Origin of the sequence: Polynucleobacter sp. AP-Jannik-300A-C4 (assembly GCF_018688335.1) — a bacterium.
Lineage (GTDB): Bacteria > Pseudomonadota > Gammaproteobacteria > Burkholderiales > Burkholderiaceae > Polynucleobacter.
Window position 1 is genome coordinate 1,918,597 of the sequence record NZ_CP061316.1, and the last position, 26,588, is coordinate 1,945,184.

Here is a 26,588-nt window from a genome sequence, read left to right on the forward strand (position 1 = left end):
ATTAAAGTAATTACCGGATAATGTAGCCATGGAAGAAAAAATTCGTGTCTCCAAGTTACTCTCTGAGCTAGGTCTATGCTCCCGTCGCGAGGCCGACTCTTATATTGAGCAAGGCCTAGTAACCGTAGATGGCGAGGTTGTTAATGAGCTAGGCTCTCGCGCTTTTCGTCATCAGAAAATTGAGTTGCAATCTGGAGCTAAAGCACAGCAGGCCTCCCGAATTACTGTCATTCTCAATAAGCCAGTGGGCTTCATCTCACACTTCGATGATGAGCAAGAGTATCAACCGGCTGCCTCACTCATCACCCCAGATAATTACTTTGCCAGCCCGCTGGATAAGGGGCGCAATCCACGCTTTAATACTCGTGGTTTAGCGCCTGCTGGTCGACTCGATATCGACTCCACTGGCATGCTCGTTTTAACGCAAGATGGTCGCGTAGCTAAACTCCTAATTGGCGAAAACAGTCCTATTGAGAAAGAATATCTAGTCCGAGTTGAAGGCGCCCTCTCTTTTGAAGATTTGGATAGGCTAAAACATGGCCTAGAATTAGATGGGGTTGTTTTAAAGCCAGCCCAAGTGAGCTGGCAGAATGAAGACCAGCTTCGCTTTGTTCTACGAGAGGGTCGCAAGCGTCAAATTCGGCGCATGTGCGAAATGGTTGGCCTCCGAGTGTTAGGTCTGAAACGTGTCCGTATGGGCAGAATTTCTCTGGGCGCCCTACCGCCAGGAAAATGGCGCTTTGTGAGGCCTGAAGAGCAATTCTAAGAAGTCCCTCCCGCTTATAATTCTGTCAATTAGATTAAGCGCAGAATTACCATCGATACCATCACCTCCAGCACTCCCGGCGCAGAAGTTTTAAGACGCCGTAGCTTTGCCATCATCTCCCACCCAGATGCAGGTAAGACCACCCTTACTGAAAAACTCTTGTTATATGCGGGAGCCATTCAGATTGCCGGTAGTGTCAAAGCTCGCAAAGCAAGTCGGCACGCAACCTCTGACTGGATGGAGATCGAAAAACAGCGTGGTATTTCTGTCGCCAGCTCGGTCATGCAAATGGAGTATCGCGATTGCATTATTAACCTGTTAGACACGCCGGGTCACCAGGACTTCTCGGAAGATACCTATCGTGTTTTAACTGCGGTTGATTCTGCCCTCATGGTGATTGATGCTGCGAATGGCGTGGAATCACAAACCTTGCGCTTGCTTGAAGTCTGTCGTGCACGCAACACGCCAATTGTTACTTTCATCAACAAGATGGATCGTGAAGTGAAGCCGCCCATGGAACTGATGGACGAGATTGAAACCGCACTAGGAATAGAAGTAGTTCCTTTTACATGGCCAGTAGGCATGGGTAAATCATTTGCCGGTGTAATTGATATTGCCAACTCTCAAATGCGCATGTTCAAAGCAGGTGAAGATCGTGTAACCGAGGACTCCCATGCAATTGTTGACATCAATGATCCAGCATTGAAGGAGCGCCTAGGCACTGATCTTGAAAATGCACTGGCTGAAGTGGACCTCATTAAAAATGCGATGCCCGCATTTGATCGCGAAGCTTTTTTAGCGGGTCGTCAATCACCAGTGTTCTTTGGCTCTGCCATTAATAATTTTGGCGTGCGTGAAATTCTGAACACCCTAGTTGAGCTTGCGCCATCACCAGGCTCACGTAAGGCCTTGCAACGTGAGGTGAGCCCCGCTGAAAATAAATTCTCTGCAGTAGTTTTCAAGATTCAAGCCAACATGGATCCAGCCCATCGAGATCGCGTTGCCTTCTTGCGCATCTGCTCGGGACATTTTCAACGCGGCATGAAACTCAAGATTTGTCGCAATGGAAAAGAAGTGCGCACCAATAATGCCCTTTCCTTTCTGTCACAACGCCGCGACATCCTAGATGAAGCCTTTCCTGGTGACATCATTGGATTACCAAACCACGGTCTTCTCAGGCTAGGCGATACACTCACTGAAGGTGAGCAATTGCAATTCACAGGCTTGCCATTTTTTGCCCCTGAAATTTTCCGCATGGTCGAATCTGCTGATCCATTGCGCTCCAAACAACTACGCACAGGTTTAATGCAACTTGGCGAAGAGGGTGCGATTCAAGTTTTTCGCCCAATGACTGGCGGCACGATGTTACTTGGTGCTTTTGGACAGCTACAGTTTGAAGTCGTAAGCCATCGTCTGCAAACTGAGTATGGCGCTGAAGTACGCTTGCTGCCTGCACGCTACAACTTGGCTCGCTGGGTCAGCTCAGATGATCCTGTAGCACTCAAGAAATTCATCCAGGAAAATATTCACCGCATGGCAGAGGATGTTGTAGGAGCTTCAGTATTTTTGGCCAGCCATAAATCCGAATTAGATGTAGCTCAGCAGCGTTGGGAGTCTATTCAATTCCACGCACTAAGAGAACATGCAGGCCTCATCTACCAATCAGACCTTGCTGGCTAAATCTAGCGCGGACTAGATTTTGGCCAGTTGCAGTCAAATACCGCAACCAGCTGAGTATCACTCTTTCTAAACGACGCAGTCTTGCCGTATTGAGCACAATACGAATTGGCCTTTGGTGTTAGCGACTCCACAGACTCGCCATCACTAATTAGAAAGGTGACGTGATTTGCATCTGATGCATCTGTATATACCGCAGCACAGGCCATTAAACTAAACACGCTCAGTAACAAAATATATTTGAGATATGACATTCGAGCCCTCATATTCAATAATGGTATTGGTGCTAATTTCAAATTAAGCGTATTCATCATGATGTAATCATAGCGCCTAGACCGCTTAACTGTTATTCTGGTTTGTGATCACTATTCCGCGCCCTACTTAGGGGAGTCTGCTGAGCAAGCTCAGAGGTTCATCATTCCAAGACTCTAGGAAAAAATATGGCTGTTGGCCAAAATCAAAGAAATAGAAAAAACGACCCCATGGTTAGTAAAACGGGTAAAGCTAAATTGGGTCCACTCACTACAGCCCAACTAAGTAAATTGCTTGACTCGAGTACCAAACCTAAAGAGAAGGCAAAGATTCAGAGGGCTATCAATAAGCGACCCCCCGTCGCGGCACCCTCCGCTGAACCTGTTGCAGCATAAGTACTAAGCCCCGAAATTGCCGGGGCTTTTTCTTATGTAATATGCTCTCATCATGACAGCATCTCCGCAAATTTATTCAATTCAAATTGCCTCTCGAGCAGGCGAATCGATGATTCAGCTGACACAAGCCAATATCATTGCCGGCAAAGGAATTGAGGGTGATCGTTACGCACTGGGCATAGGTGCATTCTCCAAAACCAAACCTAAGATTCGACATATTTCTCTTATTGCACTTTCTGGTATTGATCATGCCAATCAAGAACTCCTTGCCCGGCAACAAGCAGTTTTTAGCGAGGGTGATACTCGCAGAAATCTTGTGATTAGCGGCATTTCTACAAATGAACTTAATGCTCTAGTTGGAAAGATTTTCTATTTAGGGGGCCTTATGTTTAGGGGTACAGAATTATGTGCGCCCTGCCAAAGACCAGCCAATCTACTCAAAAGGCCCGATTTTATGAATGCATTTGAGAATAGGGGCGGACTGAGAGCAGAGGCGCTCGAGTCCGGATGCCTTATCCCTGGAGATCCCCTCGACTTTTCAGAATCTGATAGAAATTAACTCGACTTAATATTGTTATATGACAACTACAAAACTCTGCCTGATTCGCCATGGAGAAACTGCCTGGAATGCCGAAAGACGGTTGCAAGGCCACACCGATACGCCCCTTAATCCCAAAGGTGTATTACAGGCACGCCAAATGGCTCAAGCGCTTAAAGACATTAATCTTGGGTTTGATGTCTTATATACCAGCGACCTGAAAAGAGCTGCTGATACTGCAAATGCTGTCGTTGAATTATTTGGAGTAGAAGCGCAGGTCGATAGCGCTTTACGAGAGCGCAATTTTGGCGTACTTCAAGGGCTCTCAATTACTGAAGCCCCTCTGTTACGGCCTGATATTTGGCAAGCGCATATCGCCCGCGACTTAGATCATGATCTCGAGGGTGGTGAAAGTATTCAGCAGTTTTCATTACGCGTACGAAATGCGCTAGACAGCATCCAAAAGCGTCATGCCGGTAAAACTATATTAGTAGTTAGTCATGGTGGCACACTCGACATGATGTATCGCATAGCAAGCAATCAATCTCTGAGCGCACAGCGAATTGTCTCGGTACCAAATGCATCATTAAATTGGATTAGCCATGAAGAATCGAGTGGCTGGGCAGTAGATCAATGGGCAGATACTCGGCACTTAAAAGGCTCTGCTCTTGAAAACGTTGACCTCTAAGTAAAAAGTCACCATCAGGTGACTTTTTACTTTTCAGAAAGGATTTATTTTCTGATGTGTGCGTGACGGGCAGCATCTTGTGACATGCCCTCACCTTTTGGCTTACCTTCAAGCGCCTCTTTTTCAGCAGTAATTTCTTTGCGACGCTCTTTGCAAGAACCGGCAATCTCTTGCAAAGCTTTACGAGCTCTGGCAGCGGAAGCTTTGATTCCTTTACCATGGAACTTTTCATTCTCTGATTGGTATGTTTCGAAAGCGGCAATTAATTTGTCATGATGAGACATATTTTTCCTTATGAATAATTGAAATAATCAGCTTAAGAGCACTTTAACCCAATATACCAAAGTCACTGCAATTTATTTCGTCCACTGATTAATAATTGCCTTTAATTTTTCTGGTCCCAACTCAGAAAGGTATAAATTAAAGTCGTCCCTCAATTTGGAGCCTTTTTTAAAGGCAAATCCTAGGTTATCAAAACCCACCACTTGGTAGCTACTGCTCACTGGGAGATTTAACGATTTTTGATAACTTCGCAGCATCACACTATCCACAAATACCAAGTCTACATTGCCATTTTGCAAAGCAATTAAGGCCTCTGTGGGTGAAGGATAAAGCTTCACTCGGTCCAAGGAGTAATACCCTTTTGGCTGCAACACGTCTTTTACATAATCATCAAAGACGCTGCCGGTTGGATAAGCAATAGTATATTTTTGTAACTGGGATAAATCGGCAATCTTAATATTACGATTTTGTAGGCTAATTAAATCCCAAGTACTTGTGAAGTATGGCTTGGAAAAATCTATCACTTCTTTGCGTTTATCTGTAATAGAGATACCCGAGAACGCAACATCAGCCTGCCCGCTAGTCACCGCGCCCAACATACCTAGCCAATCGTAAGCAGTCATTTTGAATGTACAACCCCGTGACTTGCAGTAACCCTCAAATATTTCCAAATCTACGCCCGTGTATTTGCCATCTTTCTCAAAAAGCATTGGGGGGATGGCAGGCGATACAGCAACCTTAATCACATTAGATTGCTCTTCCTTGGAGCATGCGCCAAGTACAAATAGGCTTGCTAACAATATCGATATTATTTTCAATAGTCTCATGATGTATTTAGCATTCAATTAGATGAACGATCTTATCAAGAATTGAATGTAAAAAACCACCCGAAGGTGGCTTTTACTTTCTAATGGCTACTTTTATCTCTTGCTAGCCAACGTTTACTTTCTTGGTGGGTACGTGACTCGCTTTACAGAAATCCACAATAGCATCTGCAAATTTGAGATAGCGTGCGTTCACCAACCTCAGTTCGCTTAACTCTGATACGGTTTTTGATACTTCGCGTTTAAACGATACGTCCTCATAGCCTGGATGATATGGGGCTTCCTTAGTGTAGATATTGCTCATAATTTGCCTATTTCAGTAAGATTGTTAATGGTCCCAATGCGGGAAATAGCTAATGCGCTCTTACTGATTTAGCTTGGGGTGGTATTCATACAGGGCTCCTAACTTGCGCGTGCGCATTCAATGCGTCACTCGCTTGCCGCTCCCCCTGTCCTTGATACCTGAGAGATTCACACTAAGACCTAGCTTAGTGCTTGCTCCTTCGGTGCACCATCAATATGGTGACTCTCCAGACGGCAGTTTAGGATAAGCAGTACCTTCCTGTTGGGTACCTGAGCGTTCATGGGAGTTTGCGCCTTCGGTGGAGGCCTATGGCCTCACTCTCCTGCTTAGCATTAGTATATCTTGAGATGTTACTTTTGTAATCCTAGCTAATACCTAGCCCCAGGAATGCCAATAATTTAATTGACCTTTTTAATTTCTTTAATGGTATTGCCTTCACCCAACAACACAATCTTAGGAACATGCTTTGCAACTGCATCGTTGCTAACTTGTCCGTATGTGCAAATAATCAGATGGTCGCCAACATGTGCTTTACGTGCAGCAGCGCCATTCAGAGAAATAATGCCGGACCCACGCTTTGCTTTAATGATGTATGTTGAGAAACGCTCGCCATTATTGATGTTGTAAAGCTCGATCTTTTCAAATTCACGCATATCCGCAGCATCGAGTAAGTCTTCATCGATTCCACAAGAGCCTTCGTAATGCAAATCCGCCTCTGTAACGGTTGCTCTGTGAATTTTTCCCAACAACATAATGCGATTCATACGATTTCCTCAAGAATTAAAAGCATGCCTCTTCCAGCATTTTTAGCAGCTATCTCGCTATTTTCTCAAATTTTTTTGATATTACGCCAGCAAAAAACCCCGCTTACACGGGGCTTTTTGTTTAACCATTATCTACTACTTACTTGGCGCGACTTTTTCCTGCCTTAGGAGCCTGACCAAATTGACCTTCTGCACTCTTCATTGCTGTTTCAACACTTTTCTCAAAGTTTGCAAAGGCATCTTGAGTGGTTGATCGTACTTGATCAAAATTTTGCATTGCTGTGTTGAATGCCGATGTAAAGGCACTTACATATGCTTCTGAGCCTGCTGGCGCCTTTGAGGTAGCGGCTGCGACAAAGCTCTTTAAGTCATCTTGTGATTGATCAATGGCGGCTTCTACAGCCTCAACTAATTCTTGATTTCCACGACGCAATACTGCGGCCACTTTTTTCTGATAAGCGGCAACTTCAGCAACCGCCTCTTGCACTTCTGGGCTTTGCAGGAGGTCTAAGGCTGCTTTGGCATCTTTACCCTTTAACAATTCAGCGGCCTTAGCTTGCGCACTGGCTACGGCTTGTTGAGCTGCTTGGTAATTGATTTCTGCTAGTTCTTGAGCGTTCTCGAGAGCAGTTTGACCCAATGCACGGGCGCTTTCAACGGATTTGGCTTGATTTTCTGCAAATTGATTTTTGAACATGATATTTCCTTTAAAGGGTTATTTGTTGCACTGCATCATATTAATGGCTTATTTTGGGCTTAGCAAGGAAATATTGCTGCAAAGCAACATATAATTCTGTCAGTTCACGTAGTTTGTTACAAAAAGCATCGCTAAACCTTGCCTAGGAGGCGCTTTGCTTCATCTAGTTTAGAAATGATTGGTTATGCGCCGTAGATTTATCGTGCTTTTGCTTCTTTGCATGCCATTGGCAAGCTCACACGCAGAAAGCGCTTCAGAGTGGTTTCAAAACACAACAAATCATCTGGAATCCATTTGGGATAAAGGCAAAAACGAGCTCTATATTCCGCTCTACACGTATCACATGCCTTATGCGTATTCCCAAGACAAAATCAATCAATACACCGAATATCCGATGGGTATTGGTTTTGGCAGGGGCCTAATGAATGAGAGCGGTAACTGGGAGGGCATTTATGGGATGACCTTCAAAGACTCGCACGGAATTTATCAGTACATGGTTGGCTATGGCTGGATCCCCATGTGGAATATCGGCAATAGTCCTGACTGGAAGTACGGCGTTGGAGCAACTGCATTCATCATGTCGCGCCAAGACATCATGAACTACACTCCCTTCCCTGGTTTACTGCCCATTGCCTCAATCAGCTACAAAGAGCTCAGCATTCAGACTGCGTATGTGCCTGGCAGTCAAAATGTCGGCAACGTCTTGTTCGCTTGGGCTAAATACAGTTTGCCCTAAATACAATTAAGCAGGATTATTTTTTAAATAGTCGATCACCCAAACTGGATCACTATCGCTCGGAAAAATTGGGTAGTGCACAGCCTCGATCACACCGTTATTCACAATCAAAGTAATGCGCTTGAGCAAAGTCATTCCAGCGGCAACAAAGGTAGGTAGCTGCAATGACTTCTGAAGTTGATAATCTGCATCACTTAATACCGGAAATGGTAAATGCAAGCGATCAGCCATCTCTTTTTGGTATTCGGTTGATTGCACGCTCAAACCAAATACCTCCACACCTAAGGTGCGCAACTCTTGATAGTGATCTCTAAACGAACAGCTTTGAGGCGTACACCCTCTTGCTCCCGGTATCTGATCCCAGCCTTCTGGCAAAGCAACATTGGGCTGCCCAGTCATTGGATAGCAGTAAATCACTAAGCGCCCTTTACTCTCGCCAAGATTAAAGCGGCTAGCGGTGGTGGCATTCAAAGTGAGGGAAGGTAAGTGCATGCCAACCAAATGATCGGCAGCCCCATCATCCTGGGGAATAGGTAAGTTGCTAGGCAATTGATTGAAATTGGTCATAGTGAGATTTAATTAAACTAAGCTACACATTACAAGATGCTGCAATTAGATACAGCAGAGAGATCCGCTGAATGCTCATCACAAAGGAGGAATGCTTACTCGGCTGCTGAACGCATTAGTCTCAAGAGTTCAACATCATGCTCGGGTAGGCCATCCAATACGCTAGTGAGGCTTGGCATCTTAGCAATAATTTCCTTTGCCAAGAAGAAGCGCATTGACCAGGCGGGAAAACTTCTTTCTTGAATGTCCTCCAGCTTCAATAAGCGTACTTGCTGATGGCGAGGATCTCGCTGAATTTTTTCCCATATTTTCATGACCTCCGTACGAGGCCCTTCTAATATTTGGCCAAAATGTTGGTTCTCGTAAAAAAGCACTCCCGATAAGCCTAATTTTTGATTGAGTTGCGCCGCTTGATCGGTGAGGCGCATCAACGCCAAGACACCCATATCCTGCGTTGCCTTGCTGATATAGCTCACAGAAATTAATTGGGACTTACTCATCTTGTTATCTTAGGGTTGAATCTGGCGAATTATAGATATTAGCTTTTGATATAGCCTCAATCAATGCTGATTTACCCGAAAGGCCCAGCAATGCGCGCAACAATCCCCCTGGGAATGGCGCCATGATTAATCCAGCCCCATTCTTTGGCAATTTTTAATGGGGCCGATCTTGCAAAGATTCAGAGTATTCCCTAAATAACTTCTAGCACTTTACTCAAGGAATTACCTTCATAGTTTGGGTTCTCACCGATTTCTTCAAAAGGGTGTCCAAGACGATTAACCCAAAATACATCAAAGCCAAACCACTTTGCGCCTAACGCATCCCAAGCATTACTTGAAACAAATAACACTTCTTCTTTTTTGACTGGAAATGCTTTTAATAAAAGCTCATAGGATTGTGGGGCAGTCTTAAATAGTCGTATATCTTCAACCGTGATAACTTGATCTAGATAGGGCATCAAACCATTACTCTTGACCACTGTTGCTAGCATCTCTCTGCTGCCATTAGACAAAATGGCCGTTGACAATCCTTTACTTTTTATTGTCTTGAGGACAGTGAAGCTATCCTCAAAACCAGTGAGCTTTGCATACTGATCCATCAAGCGCTTCTCATTTTCCGAAGTGAGATTTAAGTTCATGCGCTTGCAAACGTAATGCAAGGAACGAACCGTTAACTCCCAAAAGGGAAGGTAATGCTTGCTGCCACCAGGGTTCGGGTCACTCATGGTGACTAGGCGAGTGTATTCAATTTGGCGGTCACGCCACATTAAAGCCAAAGCTTGGCCATTACCCGGAAATAAGGCTTCCGCCAACTCTCCCATGGAATAAACATCAAACAATGTGCCGTAAGCATCAAATGCTATGAGCTTATACATGCAGTCTCCTCATGATGGATATTTTTATAATTTTGTTTTAAACAATATTGGCTAAAGATGTCTTACCCAAGTTCTGATTCATTAAAAGCATCTCTTAAATAGACAGGGAGGTCTATAGATGGCGGCCTAAAACCTGACTGATAAAACATATCTCCAATATGGCCGCGATGAAATGTTTTGTGATTACAGACATGAATCAGAATATCGCCTCTTGTCATTTCTCCAGCACCGCCATCAACAAACAAAAAGCTAAGCTTTTCATTGAGTAGTGGTTCAGTCATGGAGTCAGCATATTGAATATACCAATCGCCTGTTTCATTTAACTTTTCAGTTAGGGCCGCCAAAGAATCGGGTGACTCCGTGGTGCGAGACTTAAACCCATGATCTTTCCCAAGTAAATGAGCTTGCCAGATTTGATCAACAATAGCTACGTGGGCCAAGGCAAATGACATTCCACCAAATGCGGCAGCGCGCTTTTTAATTACCTCATCAAGCGGCAACGCAGCAATCGCATCCAAAAGCATATTGTTTGCCCACTTGTTATAGCGTGCAAGCATGCGAATATTGCGAACGGCAGACATATAGCGCCCTTTAGGTAAGTAAGCACATTCTAGTTATCTAGGGCGCCAAATCCTATGCCCAGAATTTTTTAATTTTTGCTGCTTCGATTTTTGAACGATCATAGCCCGTTCGCAATGCGCCAGCAATTTGCTTTGGGTCAAGCAAATCGACCCCTTTAGGTGTACCAGCTACTATCCACATTACTTTTGTGCCGGTCGCCTTAATGTCTTCAATATTTTGAGCAATGGGGTGTGGGATTGTTGTCAGTATTGCTCCCGTTACGCCATCAGTTAATGTAATGATTAAGGCCCTTTTAGATCCAGCCACTAAATCCACATGAGCTGGATTAGAACAAATTCCTCCATCCATGACATAACGCTGACCCAATAATGTTGGCCCAACAACACCCGGCAATGAGCTACTTGCTGCTGTACCGTGCGCCAAGGGAATCTTATTTTTTCTGGCAGCTTGCTGACCAACAACAATGCGCTCACCCGTGTAGCAATCTATTCCCGTTGTGAACATCCGGCTGGTCGGCCAATCTTTTTTACTATCGCCCGTCAATAATGCAGCCACCTTTTCAACGCGCTCACCGTTTAATTTATTGTCAGCAGCTAATGCGGCATGGCCAATTACTCTGCGAGTTTCAATGCTTCCATCCGTTGCACTCATATTAATTTGATCGGCCCTCATTTGACTGATATTGGGCTTAGTTACTGGAGCAATCTTGGCAAAAATCTCCGGGAACTTTCCAAAAAAATCAAACTCCGTCCGCAAACGGGCGAACTCGCCAGAGAGCAACGACGAACCCATATAAGAACCAGCAGAAGTGCCAACCACCATCTCAGGAAGCTGTGCCATATCCAGCCCCGCTTCAATCAGGCCATGAAAAAAACCGCAATACCAAGCAATGTAGTACTCTCCACCACCACCGAGCACCATGGCTCGATCAAGTCCTTTTGCCAATTTTGAAACCGTGGGTTTAGTAGCAATAGGCATTGCCAAACCATCATCGGCAAATAGTCTTTGAGAAATCTCATGCGTCTTTAGCTCGATATTGGATTTTGGCGGCTTTGACTGAGCGTAGGCAGTATCAATACTGGAACCAGTGGCAGCACCAATCGCAACGGCACTAACAGCAGAGGTTTTTAGGAAATTACGACGTGATTGTTGTTTCATATCAGATCCCTGTTTGTTTCACTAATTTATATCAGATCTCTAAATCAAAAAACCGCTAGCAGCTAGTTTTAGTATTAATTGGTGGGCCGGGGCGCAGTGAGCCAGAACCCATGGCGCCCAACCCCAGCAAAACTACTTTTACTTACCTTGCAGGGAGCAAGTCTGCCGATCCAATGTATTCTTTAAATTGCTTGCACCAAATCAGCATACTACTTACATCTTCTGGATTTTCTGTTTTTAAAAGATAGAATGCGGCGCCATTGGGTTTTTTGATCCGACTCACTTCAATTTGTTGAGAACTAAACCCATCATTGTCTTTAATGGCAGGCTTGCTGCTGATATAGATATGATAGTCTGGCCCAGGGCTTGATCTAAAGTCCTCGCTTGATTGTAAAAATAATTGATTGCCTACCTTGACTAAGGACCATTCACCAGAGGAGTTGTGAATCAAGTCCTGCCCTTTTGCATTTTTGTCAATTTGTCCTCGCTTTAAGATGATGCCTTCAATCTTTTGATGCTCTTCCGTGCGCGCTCTCAGATCCTGAACGTGGCCACGGATTGCATCGAGGATCTGCGCATTTGCAGTTGGCATGAGCCCAACAAATAGAAAGCTGAGGAGTAATTTTTTCATATTGCCGGCATTACAAAATTGAGCGCATATCTAGATGTGAGCGTACTTAGTCTTTGGGTCCATATTGCATCTCACCATGACCAAACGACCAATTTTCTTTATTGACTTCCACTAAGTTAATAACAATATCTTCTGGTCGAATGTTAAGTTTCTCTACCACCCCATCACAGATGGCTCTATAGAATTTTTTCTTCAGCCCGGTGGTGCGGCCCTCATTCAAGGTTACCTGAATGAAAATAATGCCCTGCGAATATTCAATACCAAGATAGCTTTTTGGAACCACCAGTTCATCGGCATCATGCTTAGTAATGACCTGAAACTTATCGTCAGCAGGTACATTAATATGTTTCACCATCACCTCGTAAACAATATCTCCAATTTTCTGGGCCACTCCATCGGGATATTGCTTACCCAAATCTATTCGTACAAATGGCATCTTGAGATCTCCGTTTTTTTACATTGCCTAAGCAATCATTGCTTATACAGAACCAGTGTATTCACCACGCGCTGGATAATCCTTAGCCAAGGCAAAATCAATCGCGCCCAATAGGTCAGTAAAATTAGGGCGTGCAAAAGGCATAGTTTGGACAGCGCCGTAATAAAGCGTGGTGTCCGGTCTAAGGATAAAGACTGCTGGCTCCGAGAATAAAGCGGGCTCTTCTATGCCAATCGATGTTAGACCGCGTGAGGTGCTGATGTACATACCCCATTGACGCGCAACATCCAAGCTTAATCCATAGCCCATTCGTAATTCAGGGGCGTTGAGTTTTTCAGTCATTTGCTCTGTGCGTTCCTTAGTATCACTTGAAATAGCAATGACCTTAACTCCACGCTTTTCAAACTCGGGAACTAAACGCGCTAACTCCAAGAGATACTTCATACATATTGGGCAATGAAGACCGCGATAAAACACTATTAATGTGAAATTCTCGGCAGCATCAATGGATGTATCAAAAGTGCCGTGATGCAAGGTGGGGACGCTTAATGCAGGAGTAGTTTGGCGGGGTATCAGCACAGAAAGCCTCTTCTTAAAAAGTTATGAGTTTTGATTATTACTGATTAAATGCAACAATGTGTCCATATTTATTTGCTTTTAGTACAAATATGCCCGCCCAAAATCTAGATCGACTGTCCGCCCTTCTGCAAGGGCTTGCCCCGCGAGTGTCACTTAATGATCAGCTCGTCGGATTTGGCTTACATATCCTGGTTGATATAAATCCACAAAAACTAGGCTCTTCTTTAGAGAATATGGTGCTACTCGTATGCCCAGCCCTTGATGACATGGTTTTGCCACCGCATGCAAAGAAGTGGATGAGCTTTGAGGTTGAACTAGATGGGCCATTGGCACCCATGTTTTTATCGGAGTTTTCAGAACAGCTCTTAATTAACTTAGAAAATGCAGATGCTTCACTTACTCAAATCGTGCGTTTAATTTCAAGTGAAATGGCAGCCACCAGATGTGGACAACCTTTATTAATTAATCGGGCTGGAGATATTTTGCTGATTGGCTTGCTCAGGCATTTGGTTGCTCGGCCACAAAAAACTACTGGCCTATTTAGCGCTTTAGCCAATCCAAGAATTGCCAAAACCCTTGTTGCTATCCATGAGGACGCATCCAAGAACTGGTCTCTAGATGCCCTTGCTCTAGAAGCAGGTATGTCGCGTACATCGTATGCCCATCAATTTAAGAAATTGATGCAAATAACGCCCGGCAAATACATAGAAAGAATTCGGCTGAATTTAGCTCATAGACTCATTGTCGATGGCATAGGTTTAAAGCAGGCGGCACGTCATACAGGTTATTCAAGTGCATCTACCCTCTCGCGCGCAATGAGCCGCCTATCAATTAGAGAAAAATGCGCTAAAACCTAGAAGCAATTAGATTTGCAGGAATTTACTAAGCTCAAATAGCCCCTTAGTAAAAGGGAGGCGAGAATACTTGGGGGCCCTAGATAAGCTATTCGCCAACAGTGGATTGAACTTGACCAGTTTTAATCCACTGAATAACTGCTTTTGTAGCGGCCTCTTCCCTGCCCCCCATCGAATGTAAGTGCGTTCCACCACATATGTCCCCCATACCCTCACCGCCTTTTACTGTTATCAAATTATTTTTAGAATATGCCACAACAGTTGCATAAGGGGTATGGGAGCACTGATCATCGCCATGATGAATATTCAACACGGGCGCCCTCAATGCTGACATATCAAATGACTCCACTGAAGAGCCATAGCTTCTGTTGTAGTTATTAGCCACCGTCATAGATGCAGAATGAATACTGCCCTTTATTTCAGTACCCAGATTTTTAGCAAGCCACTTTGATGAGATTGTTCCGTAGCTATGGCCCATCACATAAAAATTTTTGATCCCATACTTTTCTTTCAGTAGAGTCATAATTTTTCTTACGTCATCGGCATGCTTCACAGAAGATCGATAGTCATCATTACACCCCAATGGCTTATTACCTGGTGCAACGCTATTTTCATCACTAGGGCAATCCATGACAACAAGCGCTATGCCAGACTGAGCAAACAACTCAGTATTGTTTTGTAAATAATTTAAGTTTCTTTTCCAATCATTTTCCGTCTTAATGTTGGCAATTCCAGACCAACCACGATAAAAGAGCAAAGCCGTATCTGTTTGCATGGAAGGCTTAAGCAATATTGCCCTTTGAACAACTGGAGATTTCGAAAAAACTCCCGACTCTCTTCCAACATCAGCTTCAAGAAGAATGGGGCTCATTGTTTGAGCGGTCACAGAGCCAAAACAAAAGAAAGCGCAGACGCTTAACAGCCATTTCATTTTTTATCCCTAGACTTGCATATAAATAGATTTAACTAACCGTGACACTCTATCCTATTTTTGAGGCATATCCTAAACCCTATAAATGAAAAAACCACCCGGAGGTGGTTTTGGCGTTTCTTTATGGCCTGGGGCGGAATCGACCAGAACTTAAGATGTCCAATGCTATTCAACCAGCTTATACAGAGTCCATCCCAAGTTGAAAATAACTAATGTAATCAACGTACCGAATGTGAACTTCATTCCCAAAATGCGTTTACTGAAATCTGGTGGCGGCTCATTGATGCCTACAGCGTGAATTAAGCGTCCAACAACTAAAGTGATGCCTGGCATTGCAACCAACCACCAAGGCGCACCATTTAATTCTAGACAAGCAATTAATATGATTCCGAAAGGTACATATTCGGCAAAGTTTCCTTGGGCACGAATCGCCCTCTCAAGATCATCATGACCCCCATTTCCCAGTCCACACTTGTTTTTTCTTCTCAGTCCAATGACGGCAAACGAGAGTTTGATAAAGATGATAGTTAAGATACAGGCAATGATTGAGGTGACTAATAACATTTAGAGCTCCCAAAAGAATTCCTAGATATTAATCAGAAAAAGAAAAGATACCCAGAGGTGGCTTGTGAAATCTTGCTAGCTCTAGGCAGGATTAACTTGGGCATCGGAACTCTGATCATTGTGGAAAATGCTCAATATGCACTTCGCCCTGCCGCCCGAAATAACTCACATGCCTTCCAGCTATCCAAACAATGTATCCGATGCAGCCAGCAGCCATCGTTAACTTAAGAAACTCAGGATATCTCACCACATCACTTTGAGCGCCGCGAATTGCTGAAACGACTCTATCTTTATTAAATGAATTTGGGATCTCCACCAGAGGCATATCCATAGGAACAGCACAAACCTGATGGCTTGACAAATAATATGTGGTTGATTGATTGCGATAGTCAGCGAAGTAAGACTCAACACCAACCTCAATTAAGCGACCCAATGCCTCTGGGAAGGTTAGAAGACCAGCATGAGATTGATGGGCACATTTTTCAATAACATCTTTTGTATTCAGATTCATAAGCAACCTTAAATTAATAACTTGAATTATCACGCCTCATAAATGAAAAAACCACCTTCAGGTGGTTTTGGTGTTTATTGGGTGCCCGGCTAAGGATGCCTTACTCTGTTGGAGGCAATTCTGCTCCCACCGGTCTTTTGTAGCGGTTGTAAGACCACATATATTGGTGTGGCTTTGAAAGTATCATTTTCTCAAAAGACTGATTCATTTCTGTGCAGGCATCAACTAGGCAATCTGGAAAGGTCTCTGTCATCAAGCGACTCTTAATTAGCCAACCTCCTCCTAACCCCAGTCTTTCTGCGCCAACAAAAAGGATTGCTACATTTGCTTGGCGAGCTAATTTAATTGGAAATGATGTTGTGTAGGCATATTGATTAAAAAATTTAGCCCATACTCCATCGCCCACGCTAGGCACCTGATCCGCCAATAGGCCAACTACCTCACCTTTTACTAAAGCTCGTTTAATCTGACGAACCCCACTAATATTTGCTTCAACAAAATCAATTTCAGAGTGTTTACGTGACTTAAGCATAAGCTCATTCACCCATTTTTTTCTAGCTGGTCTATACATTACTGTTGCTCTTGTATGTTCAGCAAAGATACGTGGCACTATCTCAAAGCCTCCGAAATGTGAGGCAAGAACAATTAAGCCTTTTCCATTTTTGGATAGTTCAATAACTTGATCTAAGTGCTCTATGCTAACTTTCTCAATGGACGATTTCGGATGTCGCCAAATCCATAATGTGTCTGCAAACATCATTCCAGATTCAGCCGCCACCCTCCACGGGGTCAATTTGAATCCAGAATAATGGGCTGCGCTCTGATGATTTTTATATAGGCGCCGTCTGTACCTAGGAGAAAACAAGTAAATCAATACACCTATGCCAGCGCCAATAATTTGAATGGCTGCCAATGGAAGAGAGCTAAATAGCCTCAATGTGAAATACAACATTGGTCATTCTAGACGCTATTAATAAAAAACCACCCGAAGGTGGTTTTGGTGTTTCTTGGTGGCCCGGAGTGCAATCGAGCCACCGACACAAGGGTTATCTACCCTGACAAGCAAGCGGCATCTCCCATAAAGGCTTTTCTTGACTAAAGTCACAATTCACACCCACGGGCGATGTTGTGCTCGCAAGACAGCCGCTCAACACCAGAATGAGTAGAGTCGAGCTGAAGGCTTTAAGCAATTTTTTCATTTGTATCATCAGTAATTAATTTATAAATCTTAATAGAAAAAACCACCCGAAGGTGGTTTTGGTGTTTCTTGGTGGCCCGGGGCGGAATCGACCAGGGCCGAGGATGTCTTACTCTATCCAATTGGATAAGACCCGCATCAAAAACTATTTCATACAAGAAATTAAGTACGCCCTTAAACGAATTAAACCAGGGTATGGTTGACCATCATTAAACCAACCGACTTTTACATTTGGGGCCATAAACTCTCGCTCCACTCCACCTATATCAGCAAAAAAACAATGCCAGGGCTTTTCATCGTCTCCTTTAAAGGCAACCAATTTTGTGACGCTGGTAATGGATTCATTATCTATTACAGTACCCCAACCAAATTCACTCAAATCTTTTTTTGCCATATATGCCCTTTTTTCAAATTATTGACTAAACCTAGGCTTATAAATAGTAATTATAAAAAATTTTATAGTCAATTTGAGTTAAGCAATGCTTAAAAGAGAAATGTATTCTCCAAATGAAAAAACCACCCGAAGGTGGTTTATAGAATCTTGGTGGCCCGGGGCGGAATCGAACCAGGGCCGAGGATGCCTGATCCTATTCTGGGTAATATCGGCTAAGCTCCTAGATTGATGAGAAAAAATCTACTCGGGCTCCTTTTTGCGCTCTCTCTATCCGTTATCCTCCACCTAGGTCTATTTCTGCTGTGGACATCATATGAAAGTTTCACCTACTTAAAACCCAGAGATAAAAGTCCAGACATCATTGAGGTTCAACTCGAAGAGTCTTTTGCCAAAAACAATAGCGACTTAAATACCAGTCTAAATAGTAATAGGCAACCAGCATCATTGGCGGCGCCATCAGCCCCAACTGCTGAAGAGTGGGCTTTCGCATCTAAGTACACACTAAAAAATAGTAAAGGCTATCGCCACTCCTTTGGCCAACAAGTGCGAAGCATGATGGGGGCTGCTGTTGAGGGACCAGACCAAGGACATGTGAGATTCAGCATTGAAATTGCTCCAAATGGAACTGTTACTAAAGTAGAAACGCTTTGGAAAACTTCCGATAAAGCGGAGCAATTAGCTAGAAAGGCAATGAAGTCTATGCCAGCTCTGCCACCCACACCAACAGGCAAGCCACTTATTTTTGAGAGAACCATTTCATTTACGCCATTTGCTACAAATGATGCGCCAGTCTATAGAGATGATTGCCTGCCCGATACACCAGCGTTTGGCAATCCATTTGCTTGGGATGGCAAATCGCCGCAAGAAATTAAGAAGGGCAAGCCTGCTGAAAAACCCAGCCCTGAAGCCTTGGCTGAATGCCTAAAGCAATTACCTCAGGACTCTATTGATGGCATCACTGCTGAAGCTCAACGGCAACTAGACATATGGAGCTCGGGCAAACTTAATCAAAGAAAGTAGGGTTTCTATACATACGTATATGCGTATATATGTGTAATGTCGCTTTAAACGATATTGACTGACGCAGGGATGAATAATTGAAGTGTCCTTTAAAAGGACGATTCTTGATGGGGACATCCTAGACTAATGGCGATTAACCCTGTGAATCCTTAAAAGAAAATAGCCCAACAAGTGGGCTATTGAGATTCTTGGTGGCCCGGGGCGGAATTGATCAAGACCAAAGATGTGTAATCCTGCCAAAACTAGGGTTTTATCCAAAACTTCCACCAGGGCTTTCTATTTTGAGAAGTAATTTCTTTCTCATCTTCCTGAAGCTTAAAGAATGGCAGCAATAAATCTTCCATAGAATAAAAACCTTTTGGTTTTCCATGCAACTGTTCTACGGCAAATAAGATACCGTTTCCAAATGCTTCTCGTGAAATAGATTCATGCTTCAGTCGCACAGTTTGGTACGGAAAGCCGAATAAAATTTCATGTGTGCCAATAATGCCGCCAGCCCTTATAGTCTTAATCGCATCTTCTGATAGATTCAGCTCTCTTGCTATAACTTTCGCGGTACCAGAAACTTCAGGCTTTTTCTTAAAGTGCTCCTCTATGATTTCAATATCAGTATAGGGCGCTATGTTTTTTAATATTTTTGCGGCAATCAATAAAAAATTAATCCCCAAAGTGATGTTCGGTGAATGCATCACCACAGTTCTATCTTGAAAGCTCTTTAATCTTGCGAGAACAGCCGGCTCATATTGAGAAACTGCGCTAACGATAATCACCCCGCGTTTTGCCGCAGCCTCGGCATAGTAATCAATACCCGATTCATTTGAAAAATCAATGATGGCGTCAACTGGCATATGATCTAGCAACTGATCTGCAGTAAATTCATCTTTCGAATGTATTAGGCCCGGCTCATCAGACTTGATGCCTAAAAATTCAGGTACTGAGCGATGCTCAAGGGTTGTTGATTGCCTCACAACCCACTGTAGGTTTGTAAATTTAGACTCAAGTAAAACCGTTGCAACAGAGCGTCCTGTTTTGCCAAAACCAATAAGACCTACTTTCATACTTTGCCCCTACAGATCTAGTGGAAAGAAAGGCGCATACTTTTGATATCAATGCCGATTAGCTGGCATATACACGCAAGGACAATTAACTGAAGAGTTAAAAGAATATTTTCTAGACCTACTTTACCATATGAAAGTTATGAATCTAATTTAGTCACTTAAGCCGTTGACCCACAAACAAAAAACCACCCGAAGGTGGTTTTGATGTTTCTTGGTGGCCCGGGGCGGAATCAACCTGGGCCACAGGATGCCTTATCCAAGCTCTGATTCATTAAAAGCATCTCTTATATACACAGGCAAATCTATTGATGGCGGCCTATAGCCTGACTGATAAAACATATCTCCAATATGGCCGCGATGAAATGCTTTGTGATTACAGACGTGAATCAGAATGTCGCCTCTTGTCATTTCTCCGGCACCACCATCAACGAAGCAAAAATGAACCTTTTCATTGAGTAGCGGCTCACTCATCGTGTCGGCATACCGAATATACCAATCACCCATTTCATTTAATTTCTCCGTCAGTAACTCCAAAGAATCTGGCGACTCAGTGGTGCGCGACTTAAATCCGTGATCCATTCCAAGTAAATGGGCTCGCCATATTTGGTCAACAATAGCGATATGAGCCAAAGCGAATGACATTCCGCCAAATGCCGCGGCACGCTGTTTCGTGACCTCTTCAGGAGGCAAGGTGGCAATGGCGTCCAAAAGCATATTGTTTGCCCATTTGTTATAGCGTGTGAGCATTCGGATATTTCGAACAGCAGACATATGGCCTCTTTTGGATAAGTCAGCACAGTCTAACAAATGAAAAAACCACCCGAAGGTGGTTTTGGTGTTTCTTGGAGGCCCGGGGCGGAATCGACCAGGGCCGAGGATGCCTGATCCTTAAGGCATTAGTGATTGTGGCCTTGATTATTCTTTGGCATCTGACCATTCATCATTTTCTGATGTTGTTTCATCATCTTTTCATGCTCCTCTGGATGGCAAAACTCGTGATCCAAGTTACCACCCATTTGATGAGCATTCGCACCCTTATAACCAAGAATACTTGGATCAAGCATGCCGGCAATCATAGCGATGTGTCCAAATACCAAGAACAAGGCAACACATATCGCATGAATCTTTAACTTACCCATTTGATCTAGTGCTCGATTAACCAAACCGAACTCTTGTAGGGCAATCCAGATCAGCGGCAATCCTGCGATGACATAAGTGCCAACAGCGATTACATCAATCACCGTTCTCCACTCGCCTGCCTGTGTAATAGGAATGATGGCATTCATCACAATGTAGTAAATGATGCCGACAAAGTAAATGCCTACAGCAATTCCAGAAAAGCGATTGAGGTAATAAACAGCACCATCGAACTTGCGAGTAAAGAGTAGATATAACTCAGTAATAGCTAAGGTTTCGGCCAAAACAATTGGTATGGCCATAAAGATAATTAAATTCCAAGGCTGATTAACAGCCAATAACTCCATGTAGTGAGTCATGTTCATAAGATTTCTCCAATAGATTACGGTGGCTAGATGCCACAAAAATTAGTTAATGCCTAGTTAACTAATCAGTCTTGGAGGTTTGAATATATGACTTGGAACTGCCTCAACAATGAGTTGGGGCACTTGAGAAACAAAGTGATTTGAGAAATCTGGCTGGATATATTGGCTGGTAGATAAGTTTGCTACCACGCCCAAACAGCATTGATGCTGTGCTTGATGGTTGGTTGATTGCGACTTCTCAACATTCACATCACTTTTTGTATGGCAATCATGCTGAACTACATGCCCAGAATGAGCTTGTGATATGGAGTCGGCAGATACGGGCATGCTACCTGCGTGAATCAAGCTGGCAAATAGACTAAAGCAAAGGGCGATACATATCCTTCTCATATTTCCATTCTATGCCCATTTGCTAGATTTGTCGTTTTAAACGACATTCCTATAATGGGATAAGCAAAAACACTTAAGGCTCAAATGGCTTGGATCATCACCAAATACTTACTAACAGCAGGAATGGTTGTATTCATTTCTGAAGTTGCCAAACGCAGTGATAGATTAGGTGGCTTTATTGCGGCATTGCCATTAATGACCCTTTTAACTTTGGTATGGCTTTATGTAGAAAACCAGCCCGAAGAAAAGATTGCCAATCACGCCTATTACACCTTTTGGTATGTGATTCCAACGCTACCTATGTTTCTATTATTTCCATATCTACTTCCTAAGCTCGGATTCTGGATAACCATGGGGGCTTGCGTGGTGACAACTGTTATCTGCTTTGGTTTATTTGTCTTGGTGATGAAAGGCTTTGGAATTAATCTGCTCTAAATGAAAAAACCACCCGGAGGTGGTTTTAGTATTTCTTGGTGGCCCGGGCCGAAATCGACCAGGGCTGGGGATGCCTGACTCTATTCCATCCTACAAAAGCAATATAAGAATTGTTGGGTGGTGCCCATTGGTGTTTTATGGGTTTCAGTTGAACTATTAATGAGCTTAAAAGTCTTGCCAAACTGCCCATGGAGATTCTCTGAGTCATAGCGAACGACATCCAACCCACTACATTTCTCAGGGCCATCTGGACCAAAAGTGGACATAATCACATAACCACCATGCTTAACAGAGCGCATCACTTGCTCTACATATCTGGCTCGCTGAGCTTCTTCCGTTAAAAAGTGGAATACAGCTCTGTCGTGCCAAACATCAAAATAATTCTGAGGAAGCGTTGCCTGAGTAATATCAGCACAATACCAATGTACTTCTTCTGCTGACTTTCCCAGCCTTTCTCTAGCGACATCAATTGCTTTCTGAGAAATATCTAAAACACTGATGTCTTGGTAACCCTCAAATAAAAGGTCGTCAACTAAAGTAGCTTCGCCGCCACCGATGTCAATAATCGCGGCATCTTTATTGGCTGTTGCTTGATGAATGAGATTTAAAGAAGTTTCAAGATGGGGCGTATACCAACTGACAGCATCTGGTGCCTTAGTGTCGTAGACTTTTTCCCAGTGTTCTTTGTTATCCATAATTACCTTTCACATAATTATTTGATTCATTCTATGCTCATTAGATCAGTTTGTCGCTTTAAACGACGTCTACTGACGCAGGGATGTCTATTTGATTTGTCTTTTTAAAGGACGCTTCTTAATCGGGATATCTGATACCAATGGCGATTAACCCTGCCAAGCAGAATGAAAAAACCACCCGCAGGTGGTTTTGGTGTTTCTTGGTGGCCCGGGGCGGAATCGACCAGGGCTGAGGATACCTGACTCTATTTCAACCTTAATATCCGAATAGCGCCACTCAATACCAAGAATCCAATAGCTAAACCGATAATCCAATCGGGAATCGGACTGTTAAGCCAATCAACTAATACGCCAGCAATAATCACGCCTATGTTAGCCAAAACATCATTGGCAGAGAAGATATAACTGGCTCGCATATGAACGCCATCATTTTTGCGTTTAGATATTAGATATAGACAGGTGACATTAACCGCCAAAGCAAGTAACGAAATCCAAATCATGGCATTTGCCTGAGGCATTGCCCCAATGTAAGTTTGATAACCTGTACGCCAAAAAGCAAGAGTGGCCAAAAGTAATTCAACAACACCAGCCAACTTAGCGGCTTTGAGCTTGTGCTGTGCGGCTTTACCAACGGCATATAAAGCTACCATATAGACTGCGGCATCAGCAAACATATCTAAAGCATCAGCGATAAGTCCTGCTGATTGAGCAATCCAGCCCACAATGATCTCAACGAAGAACATTAATCCGTTTAATGCTAAGAGCCAAATTAGGACTTTTCGCTCTTGAGCATCTTTGGCGGCATCTAATTGAGCTAGCTTAATTTCAAAGTCCTCTAACGCTTGGCTGCTTTCAATCTTTGCCCCAAAACCCAAGGGAACTAATTTATCGAGAACTACATTAGGCTCTTCGCTATGACAAATGATTAATTTGCGATTGGGAATATCAAAATCCATGGCGTGTATCGCCAAAGAACCCAATGCCATACGAATCATCTGCTCTTCCGATGGACAATCCATAGCAGGCACGATGAATATGGTTTTAGTTACAGAAGATTTTTGATGGGTTTCCATGTATTTACAAATGTAACTGAAAGTGGGCTTGTCGTTTAAAACGACAGCGCAGGCAAAGTCCAAAAGCGTCGAATACTGTGAATGTGGAGAGTAAAAATGAAAAAACCACCCGAAGGTGGTTTTGGTGTTTCTTGGTGGCCCGGGGCGGAATCGACCAGAGCCGAGGATGTCTGACTCTAGACCGTCGTTTTAAACGACGTCGACTGACGCAGGGATAAATAATTGACGCATCCTTCTCAGGGAACTATTTAAGATGTAGTTTTGTACTTGAGATGATTCAATGAACTTTGATATTCGCCGCGATAATCTGAGTGGGGCTGATGTTCAAGCACTCGTTCAAGAGCATATTACTGAGATGTTGAGTAATTCACCGATTGAAAGTGTTCATGCCTTACCCCTCGACAGTTTGCGAAAACCAGAGATTACATTCTGGTCTGTATGGCGCCAGGGAGAAATAAGTGGCTGCGGTGCATTGATGGAGCTTGACGGCACTCATGGTGAGATAAAGTCGATGCGAACTAAAGCTAAGTTTCTGAGAATGGGTGTTGGACAAGCGATGTTGAATAGAATAATTTCTGAAGCAAACATGCGTGGCTACACTAGACTCAGCCTTGAAACTGGATCTGCAGAAGCATTTAAGCCGGCGCTTACCTTATATAAACAAAATGGCTTTGAAGTGTGCGGTCCATTCGGCGACTACAAACACGATCCGCATAGCGTTTTTATGACGAAGATCCTTTGAAGGCAATCAGCTAACCCCCTAAGGCACCCGATACACAATCGCACAAATGAAAAAACCACCCGAAGGTGGTTTTGATGTTTCTTGGTGGCCCGGGGCGGAATCGAACCACCGACACAAGGATTTTCAATCCTCTGCTCTACCGACTGAGCTACCAGGCCAAGAGTTAGGATTATAAATGAAACTGGGATTGGGCTTGCTAAATGTGCCTACTGTGGCTAACTCTTGTAAAAAACTACTGATCCTGCGGCTTGGTGGGGATGGTAGATCCTGCTGGACGGTAGAGCAACTTCGCTACAATTTGCACCCTATGAGAATCAAAGTAATTCATGGCTTTAATGCCCGTAAAAGATTAAGTGATGGCACTGATGGCGGTTTTGCTCCACTGGCCATTGGCACCTATCAAGCAAAGCCTACACAAGATGGGTACTTGGCCATTGAAAAAAGTGATGGCAACTTGGTTTATTTGTCTCTTACCGCGCTGGAAGAAAAGATTTACAGCAGAGATCTAGTGTTGTTCTAAATGACAAAGAAAAAGCCCGCAAACATCTGCGGGCAAAAGGTGTTTAGTCTATGGAGAACTGCACTAGACCAAAGCCAGTTTAGCAAGCATGCAGCATATTCAAATACGGATAAACACTAATCCTACACGCCTTCAACTACGCGGCAACTTAGGATGACAAATCCTATTTAACGGTACAGCAACTGGGCGGATATGGCGGAGGATTGCCTTTAGACCGCCTATGACTTAGGCGCAAGGAGATGCACATACTTTAACGGCGTAAATTTAGAAGTTATGGCGCCAGTAACAATTCGAGCAAATATATCCTCTCGTAAGGATTCATGTGATATGAACGTTCCCTGCGCTACGGCCTTAAGCAATTTACTTGTCTCCTCATGCCTCATCTTTGCATAGAATACAAAACTATCGTGCCTAATAAAATCATGATCCCCTTTTGAAAGCTCACAAGTTAAATCTTGCATTCTTAAGTGATCTCGAGTGCTAATTGGTACAAGTAAATTGCATTGCAGAGATTCGATGTTTAATGGATCGCTAAGCAGAATAAACAAATGTTTCCGATCTGGATCATCATCTGGCCCTGAAGGTATCAGGAGCGCCGCCCTTTTGTAAGGGAGAAAAAGCTTCATATTGAAGCAAATAAATTATCTATATCCTGAGCTGACTTATGTGAGACGATGATTTGAGCTGCCGTCTCTTTATCAAATTTTTTGCTTTTCTCTAGTGCCTTGACAATGTCATCAAACTCCAGAGAATAAGAAGACCCATTTGGGTCGTGCCACTCCGGACAATTAATATGGGTCCAATCCCGAATTGTCCACTTATCCATCCCACCAAAATTACCCCACACAATCTCCAAAACCTCGAGCTCAGCCCTACTTAATTCATCAAGTTCTCGGTGCGCCACTGAAGAACGAACAGCTACTTCATGATTTTCTTTGTCAGAAATCCAAGACTCCCAACCACCATCCTGAGATTCAATGTCGCCGTCCATCAGATTTAGGGTTTTTGAAAGCACGGGACCATGAGGCATTGATACATAAAGATCTCCGGAAATTGGCATTCCAAAAGATTTGATGGCCTCTCTATCTGAAAGATAGAGTAATTTCATCAATTTAAGATGTGACATGCGGGCATTACTTTCTTTTCTCAAAAAGAAAGTAGCCATTTGGGCCACTTTGCGCTCATTAAACATAGTAGGTCGATTTTACTCTTTAGCAATAAGCACTGTTGCCGCCTTATCAATATTTTGTATTATAAAAACAACGAACCTTTATCTGGCTAATTTAAATGAGCAGCCTTCCCAAGCTCAACTTGGCCAGACTTAATCTTCTGCCTGGCTCGCTCGGCTTTAACAGCTTGCTGATCTTGCTTCACTCGATCTTTCATTGATTTAAGTCTGGCTTGCTCTGGGCTTAATGGCTTTTGAGGGGCTATTTCATTGAATCGCATA

At 43.5% G+C, this 26,588-nt stretch carries 38 protein-coding genes, 1 tRNA gene and 2 riboswitches; of the genes, 11 read left to right on the forward strand and 28 right to left on the reverse strand.

Annotation, left to right across the window (positions count from 1 at the left end):
- The first annotated feature begins 28 nt into the window (after positions 1-28).
- Both FD975_RS09985 and FD975_RS09990 read left to right on the forward strand, forming a co-directional pair.
- Positions 29-766, forward strand: a complete 738-nt coding sequence (locus tag FD975_RS09985; protein ID WP_215302235.1) for a pseudouridine synthase — start codon at positions 29-31, stop codon at positions 764-766.
- Positions 767-826: 60 nt separating this feature from the next.
- The gene (locus FD975_RS09990; RefSeq protein ID WP_370624829.1) at positions 827-2,446 is read left to right on the forward strand and encodes a peptide chain release factor 3; all 1,620 of its coding nucleotides are present in this window, start codon (positions 827-829) and stop codon (positions 2,444-2,446) included.
- Between the two features lie 2 nt (positions 2,447-2,448).
- Here the strand turns inward: FD975_RS09990 and FD975_RS09995 are convergent, their stop codons facing one another.
- Positions 2,449-2,697, reverse strand: a complete 249-nt coding sequence (locus FD975_RS09995; protein ID WP_215302236.1) for a hypothetical protein — start codon at positions 2,695-2,697, stop codon at positions 2,449-2,451.
- Between the two features lie 186 nt (positions 2,698-2,883).
- On the opposite strand from FD975_RS09995, the gene FD975_RS10000 reads away from it, so the two are divergent.
- The 3 genes from FD975_RS10000 to FD975_RS10010 are packed head-to-tail and all read left to right on the forward strand — an operon-like array spanning position 2,884 to position 4,316.
- Complete coding sequence (locus tag FD975_RS10000) at positions 2,884-3,090, forward strand: hypothetical protein (RefSeq protein ID WP_215302237.1); 207 nt, start codon at positions 2,884-2,886, stop codon at positions 3,088-3,090.
- Positions 3,091-3,142: 52 nt separating this feature from the next.
- Positions 3,143-3,649 carry an MOSC domain-containing protein gene (locus FD975_RS10005; RefSeq protein WP_251371198.1) on the forward strand — a complete coding sequence of 169 codons (507 nt, stop codon included), beginning with the start codon at positions 3,143-3,145 and terminating at the stop codon, positions 3,647-3,649.
- 19 nt (positions 3,650-3,668) lie between these two features.
- On the forward strand, positions 3,669-4,316 hold the full coding sequence (locus FD975_RS10010) for a histidine phosphatase family protein (protein WP_215302238.1): 648 nt from the start codon (positions 3,669-3,671) through the stop codon (positions 4,314-4,316).
- Between the two features lie 44 nt (positions 4,317-4,360).
- Here FD975_RS10010 and FD975_RS10015 read toward each other — a convergent pair whose 3' ends face one another.
- The 5 genes from FD975_RS10015 to FD975_RS10035 form a co-directional block, all read right to left on the reverse strand.
- A complete protein-coding gene (locus tag FD975_RS10015; protein ID WP_015422196.1) occupies positions 4,361-4,600 on the reverse strand; it encodes a hypothetical protein in 240 nt (79 codons plus the stop codon).
- 72 nt (positions 4,601-4,672) lie between these two features.
- A complete protein-coding gene (locus tag FD975_RS10020) occupies positions 4,673-5,425 on the reverse strand; it encodes a transporter substrate-binding domain-containing protein (protein ID WP_215302239.1) in 753 nt (250 codons plus the stop codon).
- Between the two features lie 103 nt (positions 5,426-5,528).
- Complete coding sequence (locus FD975_RS10025) at positions 5,529-5,726, reverse strand: hypothetical protein (protein ID WP_215302240.1); 198 nt, start codon at positions 5,724-5,726, stop codon at positions 5,529-5,531.
- A gap of 135 nt (positions 5,727-5,861) precedes the next feature.
- Positions 5,862-5,966: riboswitch (glycine riboswitch) on the reverse strand.
- 6 nt (positions 5,967-5,972) lie between these two features.
- Positions 5,973-6,053, reverse strand: a riboswitch (glycine riboswitch).
- Positions 6,054-6,124: 71 nt separating this feature from the next.
- Complete coding sequence (gene panD / locus FD975_RS10030; RefSeq protein WP_215302241.1) at positions 6,125-6,490, reverse strand: aspartate 1-decarboxylase; 366 nt, start codon at positions 6,488-6,490, stop codon at positions 6,125-6,127.
- 139 nt (positions 6,491-6,629) lie between these two features.
- Positions 6,630-7,187, reverse strand: coding sequence for a phasin family protein (locus FD975_RS10035; RefSeq protein ID WP_215302242.1), 558 nt, complete (start codon positions 7,185-7,187; stop codon positions 6,630-6,632).
- A gap of 184 nt (positions 7,188-7,371) precedes the next feature.
- Between FD975_RS10035 and pagP the strand changes: the two genes are divergently transcribed.
- Positions 7,372-7,923, forward strand: a complete 552-nt coding sequence (gene pagP / locus FD975_RS10040; protein ID WP_215302243.1) for a lipid IV(A) palmitoyltransferase PagP — start codon at positions 7,372-7,374, stop codon at positions 7,921-7,923.
- 6 nt (positions 7,924-7,929) lie between these two features.
- On the opposite strand, the gene FD975_RS10045 is transcribed toward pagP, so the two are convergent.
- The 8 genes from FD975_RS10045 to FD975_RS10080 all read right to left on the reverse strand — a co-directional run bounded on the left by FD975_RS10045 (position 7,930) and on the right by FD975_RS10080 (position 13,251).
- Positions 7,930-8,490 (reverse strand): peroxiredoxin, encoded by a 561-nt coding sequence (locus tag FD975_RS10045; RefSeq protein ID WP_215302244.1) that lies wholly within the window; start codon positions 8,488-8,490, stop codon positions 7,930-7,932.
- Between the two features lie 95 nt (positions 8,491-8,585).
- Entirely contained in the window at positions 8,586-8,990 is a 405-nt protein-coding gene (locus FD975_RS10050) for a BLUF domain-containing protein (protein WP_215302245.1), read from the reverse strand.
- Positions 8,991-9,181: 191 nt separating this feature from the next.
- Positions 9,182-9,865, reverse strand: a complete 684-nt coding sequence (locus FD975_RS10055; RefSeq protein WP_215302246.1) for a haloacid dehalogenase type II — start codon at positions 9,863-9,865, stop codon at positions 9,182-9,184.
- Between the two features lie 62 nt (positions 9,866-9,927).
- Positions 9,928-10,446, reverse strand: coding sequence for a DinB family protein (locus tag FD975_RS10060; RefSeq protein ID WP_215302247.1), 519 nt, complete (start codon positions 10,444-10,446; stop codon positions 9,928-9,930).
- Positions 10,447-10,498: 52 nt separating this feature from the next.
- Entirely contained in the window at positions 10,499-11,605 is a 1,107-nt protein-coding gene (locus FD975_RS10065; RefSeq protein ID WP_215304003.1) for a patatin-like phospholipase family protein, read from the reverse strand.
- Between the two features lie 142 nt (positions 11,606-11,747).
- Positions 11,748-12,236, reverse strand: coding sequence for a DM13 domain-containing protein (locus FD975_RS10070; protein WP_215302248.1), 489 nt, complete (start codon positions 12,234-12,236; stop codon positions 11,748-11,750).
- Positions 12,237-12,282: 46 nt separating this feature from the next.
- Positions 12,283-12,672, reverse strand: a complete 390-nt coding sequence (locus FD975_RS10075; RefSeq protein ID WP_215302249.1) for a tautomerase family protein — start codon at positions 12,670-12,672, stop codon at positions 12,283-12,285.
- Positions 12,673-12,714: 42 nt separating this feature from the next.
- The gene (locus FD975_RS10080; RefSeq protein WP_215302250.1) at positions 12,715-13,251 is read right to left on the reverse strand and encodes a peroxiredoxin-like family protein; all 537 of its coding nucleotides are present in this window, start codon (positions 13,249-13,251) and stop codon (positions 12,715-12,717) included.
- 89 nt (positions 13,252-13,340) lie between these two features.
- Between FD975_RS10080 and FD975_RS10085 the strand changes: the two genes are divergently transcribed.
- Entirely contained in the window at positions 13,341-14,108 is a 768-nt protein-coding gene (locus FD975_RS10085) for an AraC family transcriptional regulator (RefSeq protein WP_215302251.1), read from the forward strand.
- Between the two features lie 85 nt (positions 14,109-14,193).
- Here FD975_RS10085 and FD975_RS10090 read toward each other — a convergent pair whose 3' ends face one another.
- From FD975_RS10090 to FD975_RS10110, 5 genes are all read right to left on the reverse strand, one after another.
- Complete coding sequence (locus FD975_RS10090) at positions 14,194-15,036, reverse strand: alpha/beta hydrolase (RefSeq protein ID WP_215302252.1); 843 nt, start codon at positions 15,034-15,036, stop codon at positions 14,194-14,196.
- A 165-nt stretch (positions 15,037-15,201) separates the two neighbouring features.
- Positions 15,202-15,600 carry an MAPEG family protein gene (locus tag FD975_RS10095; protein WP_215302253.1) on the reverse strand — a complete coding sequence of 133 codons (399 nt, stop codon included), beginning with the start codon at positions 15,598-15,600 and terminating at the stop codon, positions 15,202-15,204.
- A 115-nt stretch (positions 15,601-15,715) separates the two neighbouring features.
- A complete protein-coding gene (locus FD975_RS10100) occupies positions 15,716-16,111 on the reverse strand; it encodes a DUF1398 family protein (RefSeq protein WP_215302254.1) in 396 nt (131 codons plus the stop codon).
- Between the two features lie 100 nt (positions 16,112-16,211).
- Positions 16,212-17,024, reverse strand: a complete 813-nt coding sequence (locus FD975_RS10105; protein WP_215302255.1) for a lipid A biosynthesis acyltransferase — start codon at positions 17,022-17,024, stop codon at positions 16,212-16,214.
- A 430-nt stretch (positions 17,025-17,454) separates the two neighbouring features.
- A complete protein-coding gene (locus FD975_RS10110) occupies positions 17,455-17,703 on the reverse strand; it encodes a hypothetical protein (protein ID WP_215302256.1) in 249 nt (82 codons plus the stop codon).
- A 228-nt stretch (positions 17,704-17,931) separates the two neighbouring features.
- Between FD975_RS10110 and FD975_RS10115 the strand changes: the two genes are divergently transcribed.
- Positions 17,932-18,723, forward strand: a complete 792-nt coding sequence (locus FD975_RS10115) for an energy transducer TonB (RefSeq protein WP_215302257.1) — start codon at positions 17,932-17,934, stop codon at positions 18,721-18,723.
- A gap of 242 nt (positions 18,724-18,965) precedes the next feature.
- Here the strand turns inward: FD975_RS10115 and FD975_RS10120 are convergent, their stop codons facing one another.
- From FD975_RS10120 to FD975_RS10135, 4 genes are all read right to left on the reverse strand, one after another.
- Positions 18,966-19,781 carry a 4-hydroxy-tetrahydrodipicolinate reductase gene (locus tag FD975_RS10120; RefSeq protein ID WP_215302258.1) on the reverse strand — a complete coding sequence of 272 codons (816 nt, stop codon included), beginning with the start codon at positions 19,779-19,781 and terminating at the stop codon, positions 18,966-18,968.
- Between the two features lie 252 nt (positions 19,782-20,033).
- A complete protein-coding gene (locus FD975_RS10125) occupies positions 20,034-20,552 on the reverse strand; it encodes a DinB family protein (RefSeq protein WP_215302259.1) in 519 nt (172 codons plus the stop codon).
- A 125-nt stretch (positions 20,553-20,677) separates the two neighbouring features.
- Positions 20,678-21,283, reverse strand: coding sequence for a DUF6803 family protein (locus FD975_RS10130; protein WP_215302260.1), 606 nt, complete (start codon positions 21,281-21,283; stop codon positions 20,678-20,680).
- 57 nt (positions 21,284-21,340) lie between these two features.
- Positions 21,341-21,673, reverse strand: a complete 333-nt coding sequence (locus FD975_RS10135) for a hypothetical protein (RefSeq protein WP_215302261.1) — start codon at positions 21,671-21,673, stop codon at positions 21,341-21,343.
- 84 nt (positions 21,674-21,757) lie between these two features.
- On the opposite strand from FD975_RS10135, the gene FD975_RS10140 reads away from it, so the two are divergent.
- Positions 21,758-22,108, forward strand: coding sequence for a DUF3147 family protein (locus FD975_RS10140; protein ID WP_215302262.1), 351 nt, complete (start codon positions 21,758-21,760; stop codon positions 22,106-22,108).
- A gap of 80 nt (positions 22,109-22,188) precedes the next feature.
- On the opposite strand, the gene FD975_RS10145 is transcribed toward FD975_RS10140, so the two are convergent.
- Positions 22,189-22,803: a class I SAM-dependent methyltransferase gene (locus FD975_RS10145; RefSeq protein WP_215284971.1), complete on the reverse strand. Its 615-nt coding sequence runs from the start codon at positions 22,801-22,803 to the stop codon at positions 22,189-22,191.
- 245 nt (positions 22,804-23,048) lie between these two features.
- Positions 23,049-23,876 (reverse strand): cation transporter, encoded by an 828-nt coding sequence (locus FD975_RS10150; RefSeq protein WP_215302263.1) that lies wholly within the window; start codon positions 23,874-23,876, stop codon positions 23,049-23,051.
- Between the two features lie 280 nt (positions 23,877-24,156).
- Between FD975_RS10150 and FD975_RS10155 the strand changes: the two genes are divergently transcribed.
- Complete coding sequence (locus FD975_RS10155; protein ID WP_215302264.1) at positions 24,157-24,618, forward strand: GNAT family N-acetyltransferase; 462 nt, start codon at positions 24,157-24,159, stop codon at positions 24,616-24,618.
- Between the two features lie 82 nt (positions 24,619-24,700).
- On the opposite strand, the gene FD975_RS10160 is transcribed toward FD975_RS10155, so the two are convergent.
- Positions 24,701-24,776, reverse strand: a tRNA-Phe gene (locus FD975_RS10160).
- A gap of 17 nt (positions 24,777-24,793) precedes the next feature.
- Between FD975_RS10160 and FD975_RS10165 the strand changes: the two genes are divergently transcribed.
- Positions 24,794-25,138, forward strand: coding sequence for a hypothetical protein (locus FD975_RS10165; protein ID WP_215302265.1), 345 nt, complete (start codon positions 24,794-24,796; stop codon positions 25,136-25,138).
- A gap of 622 nt (positions 25,139-25,760) precedes the next feature.
- Here FD975_RS10165 and FD975_RS10170 read toward each other — a convergent pair.
- Together FD975_RS10170 and FD975_RS10175 are read right to left on the reverse strand one after the other, a co-directional pair.
- Entirely contained in the window at positions 25,761-26,330 is a 570-nt protein-coding gene (locus FD975_RS10170; RefSeq protein ID WP_215302266.1) for a Panacea domain-containing protein, read from the reverse strand.
- An 86-nt stretch (positions 26,331-26,416) separates the two neighbouring features.
- Positions 26,417-26,587: a hypothetical protein gene (locus FD975_RS10175; protein WP_215302267.1), complete on the reverse strand. Its 171-nt coding sequence runs from the start codon at positions 26,585-26,587 to the stop codon at positions 26,417-26,419.
- Between the last annotated feature and the right edge of the window lies 1 nt (position 26,588).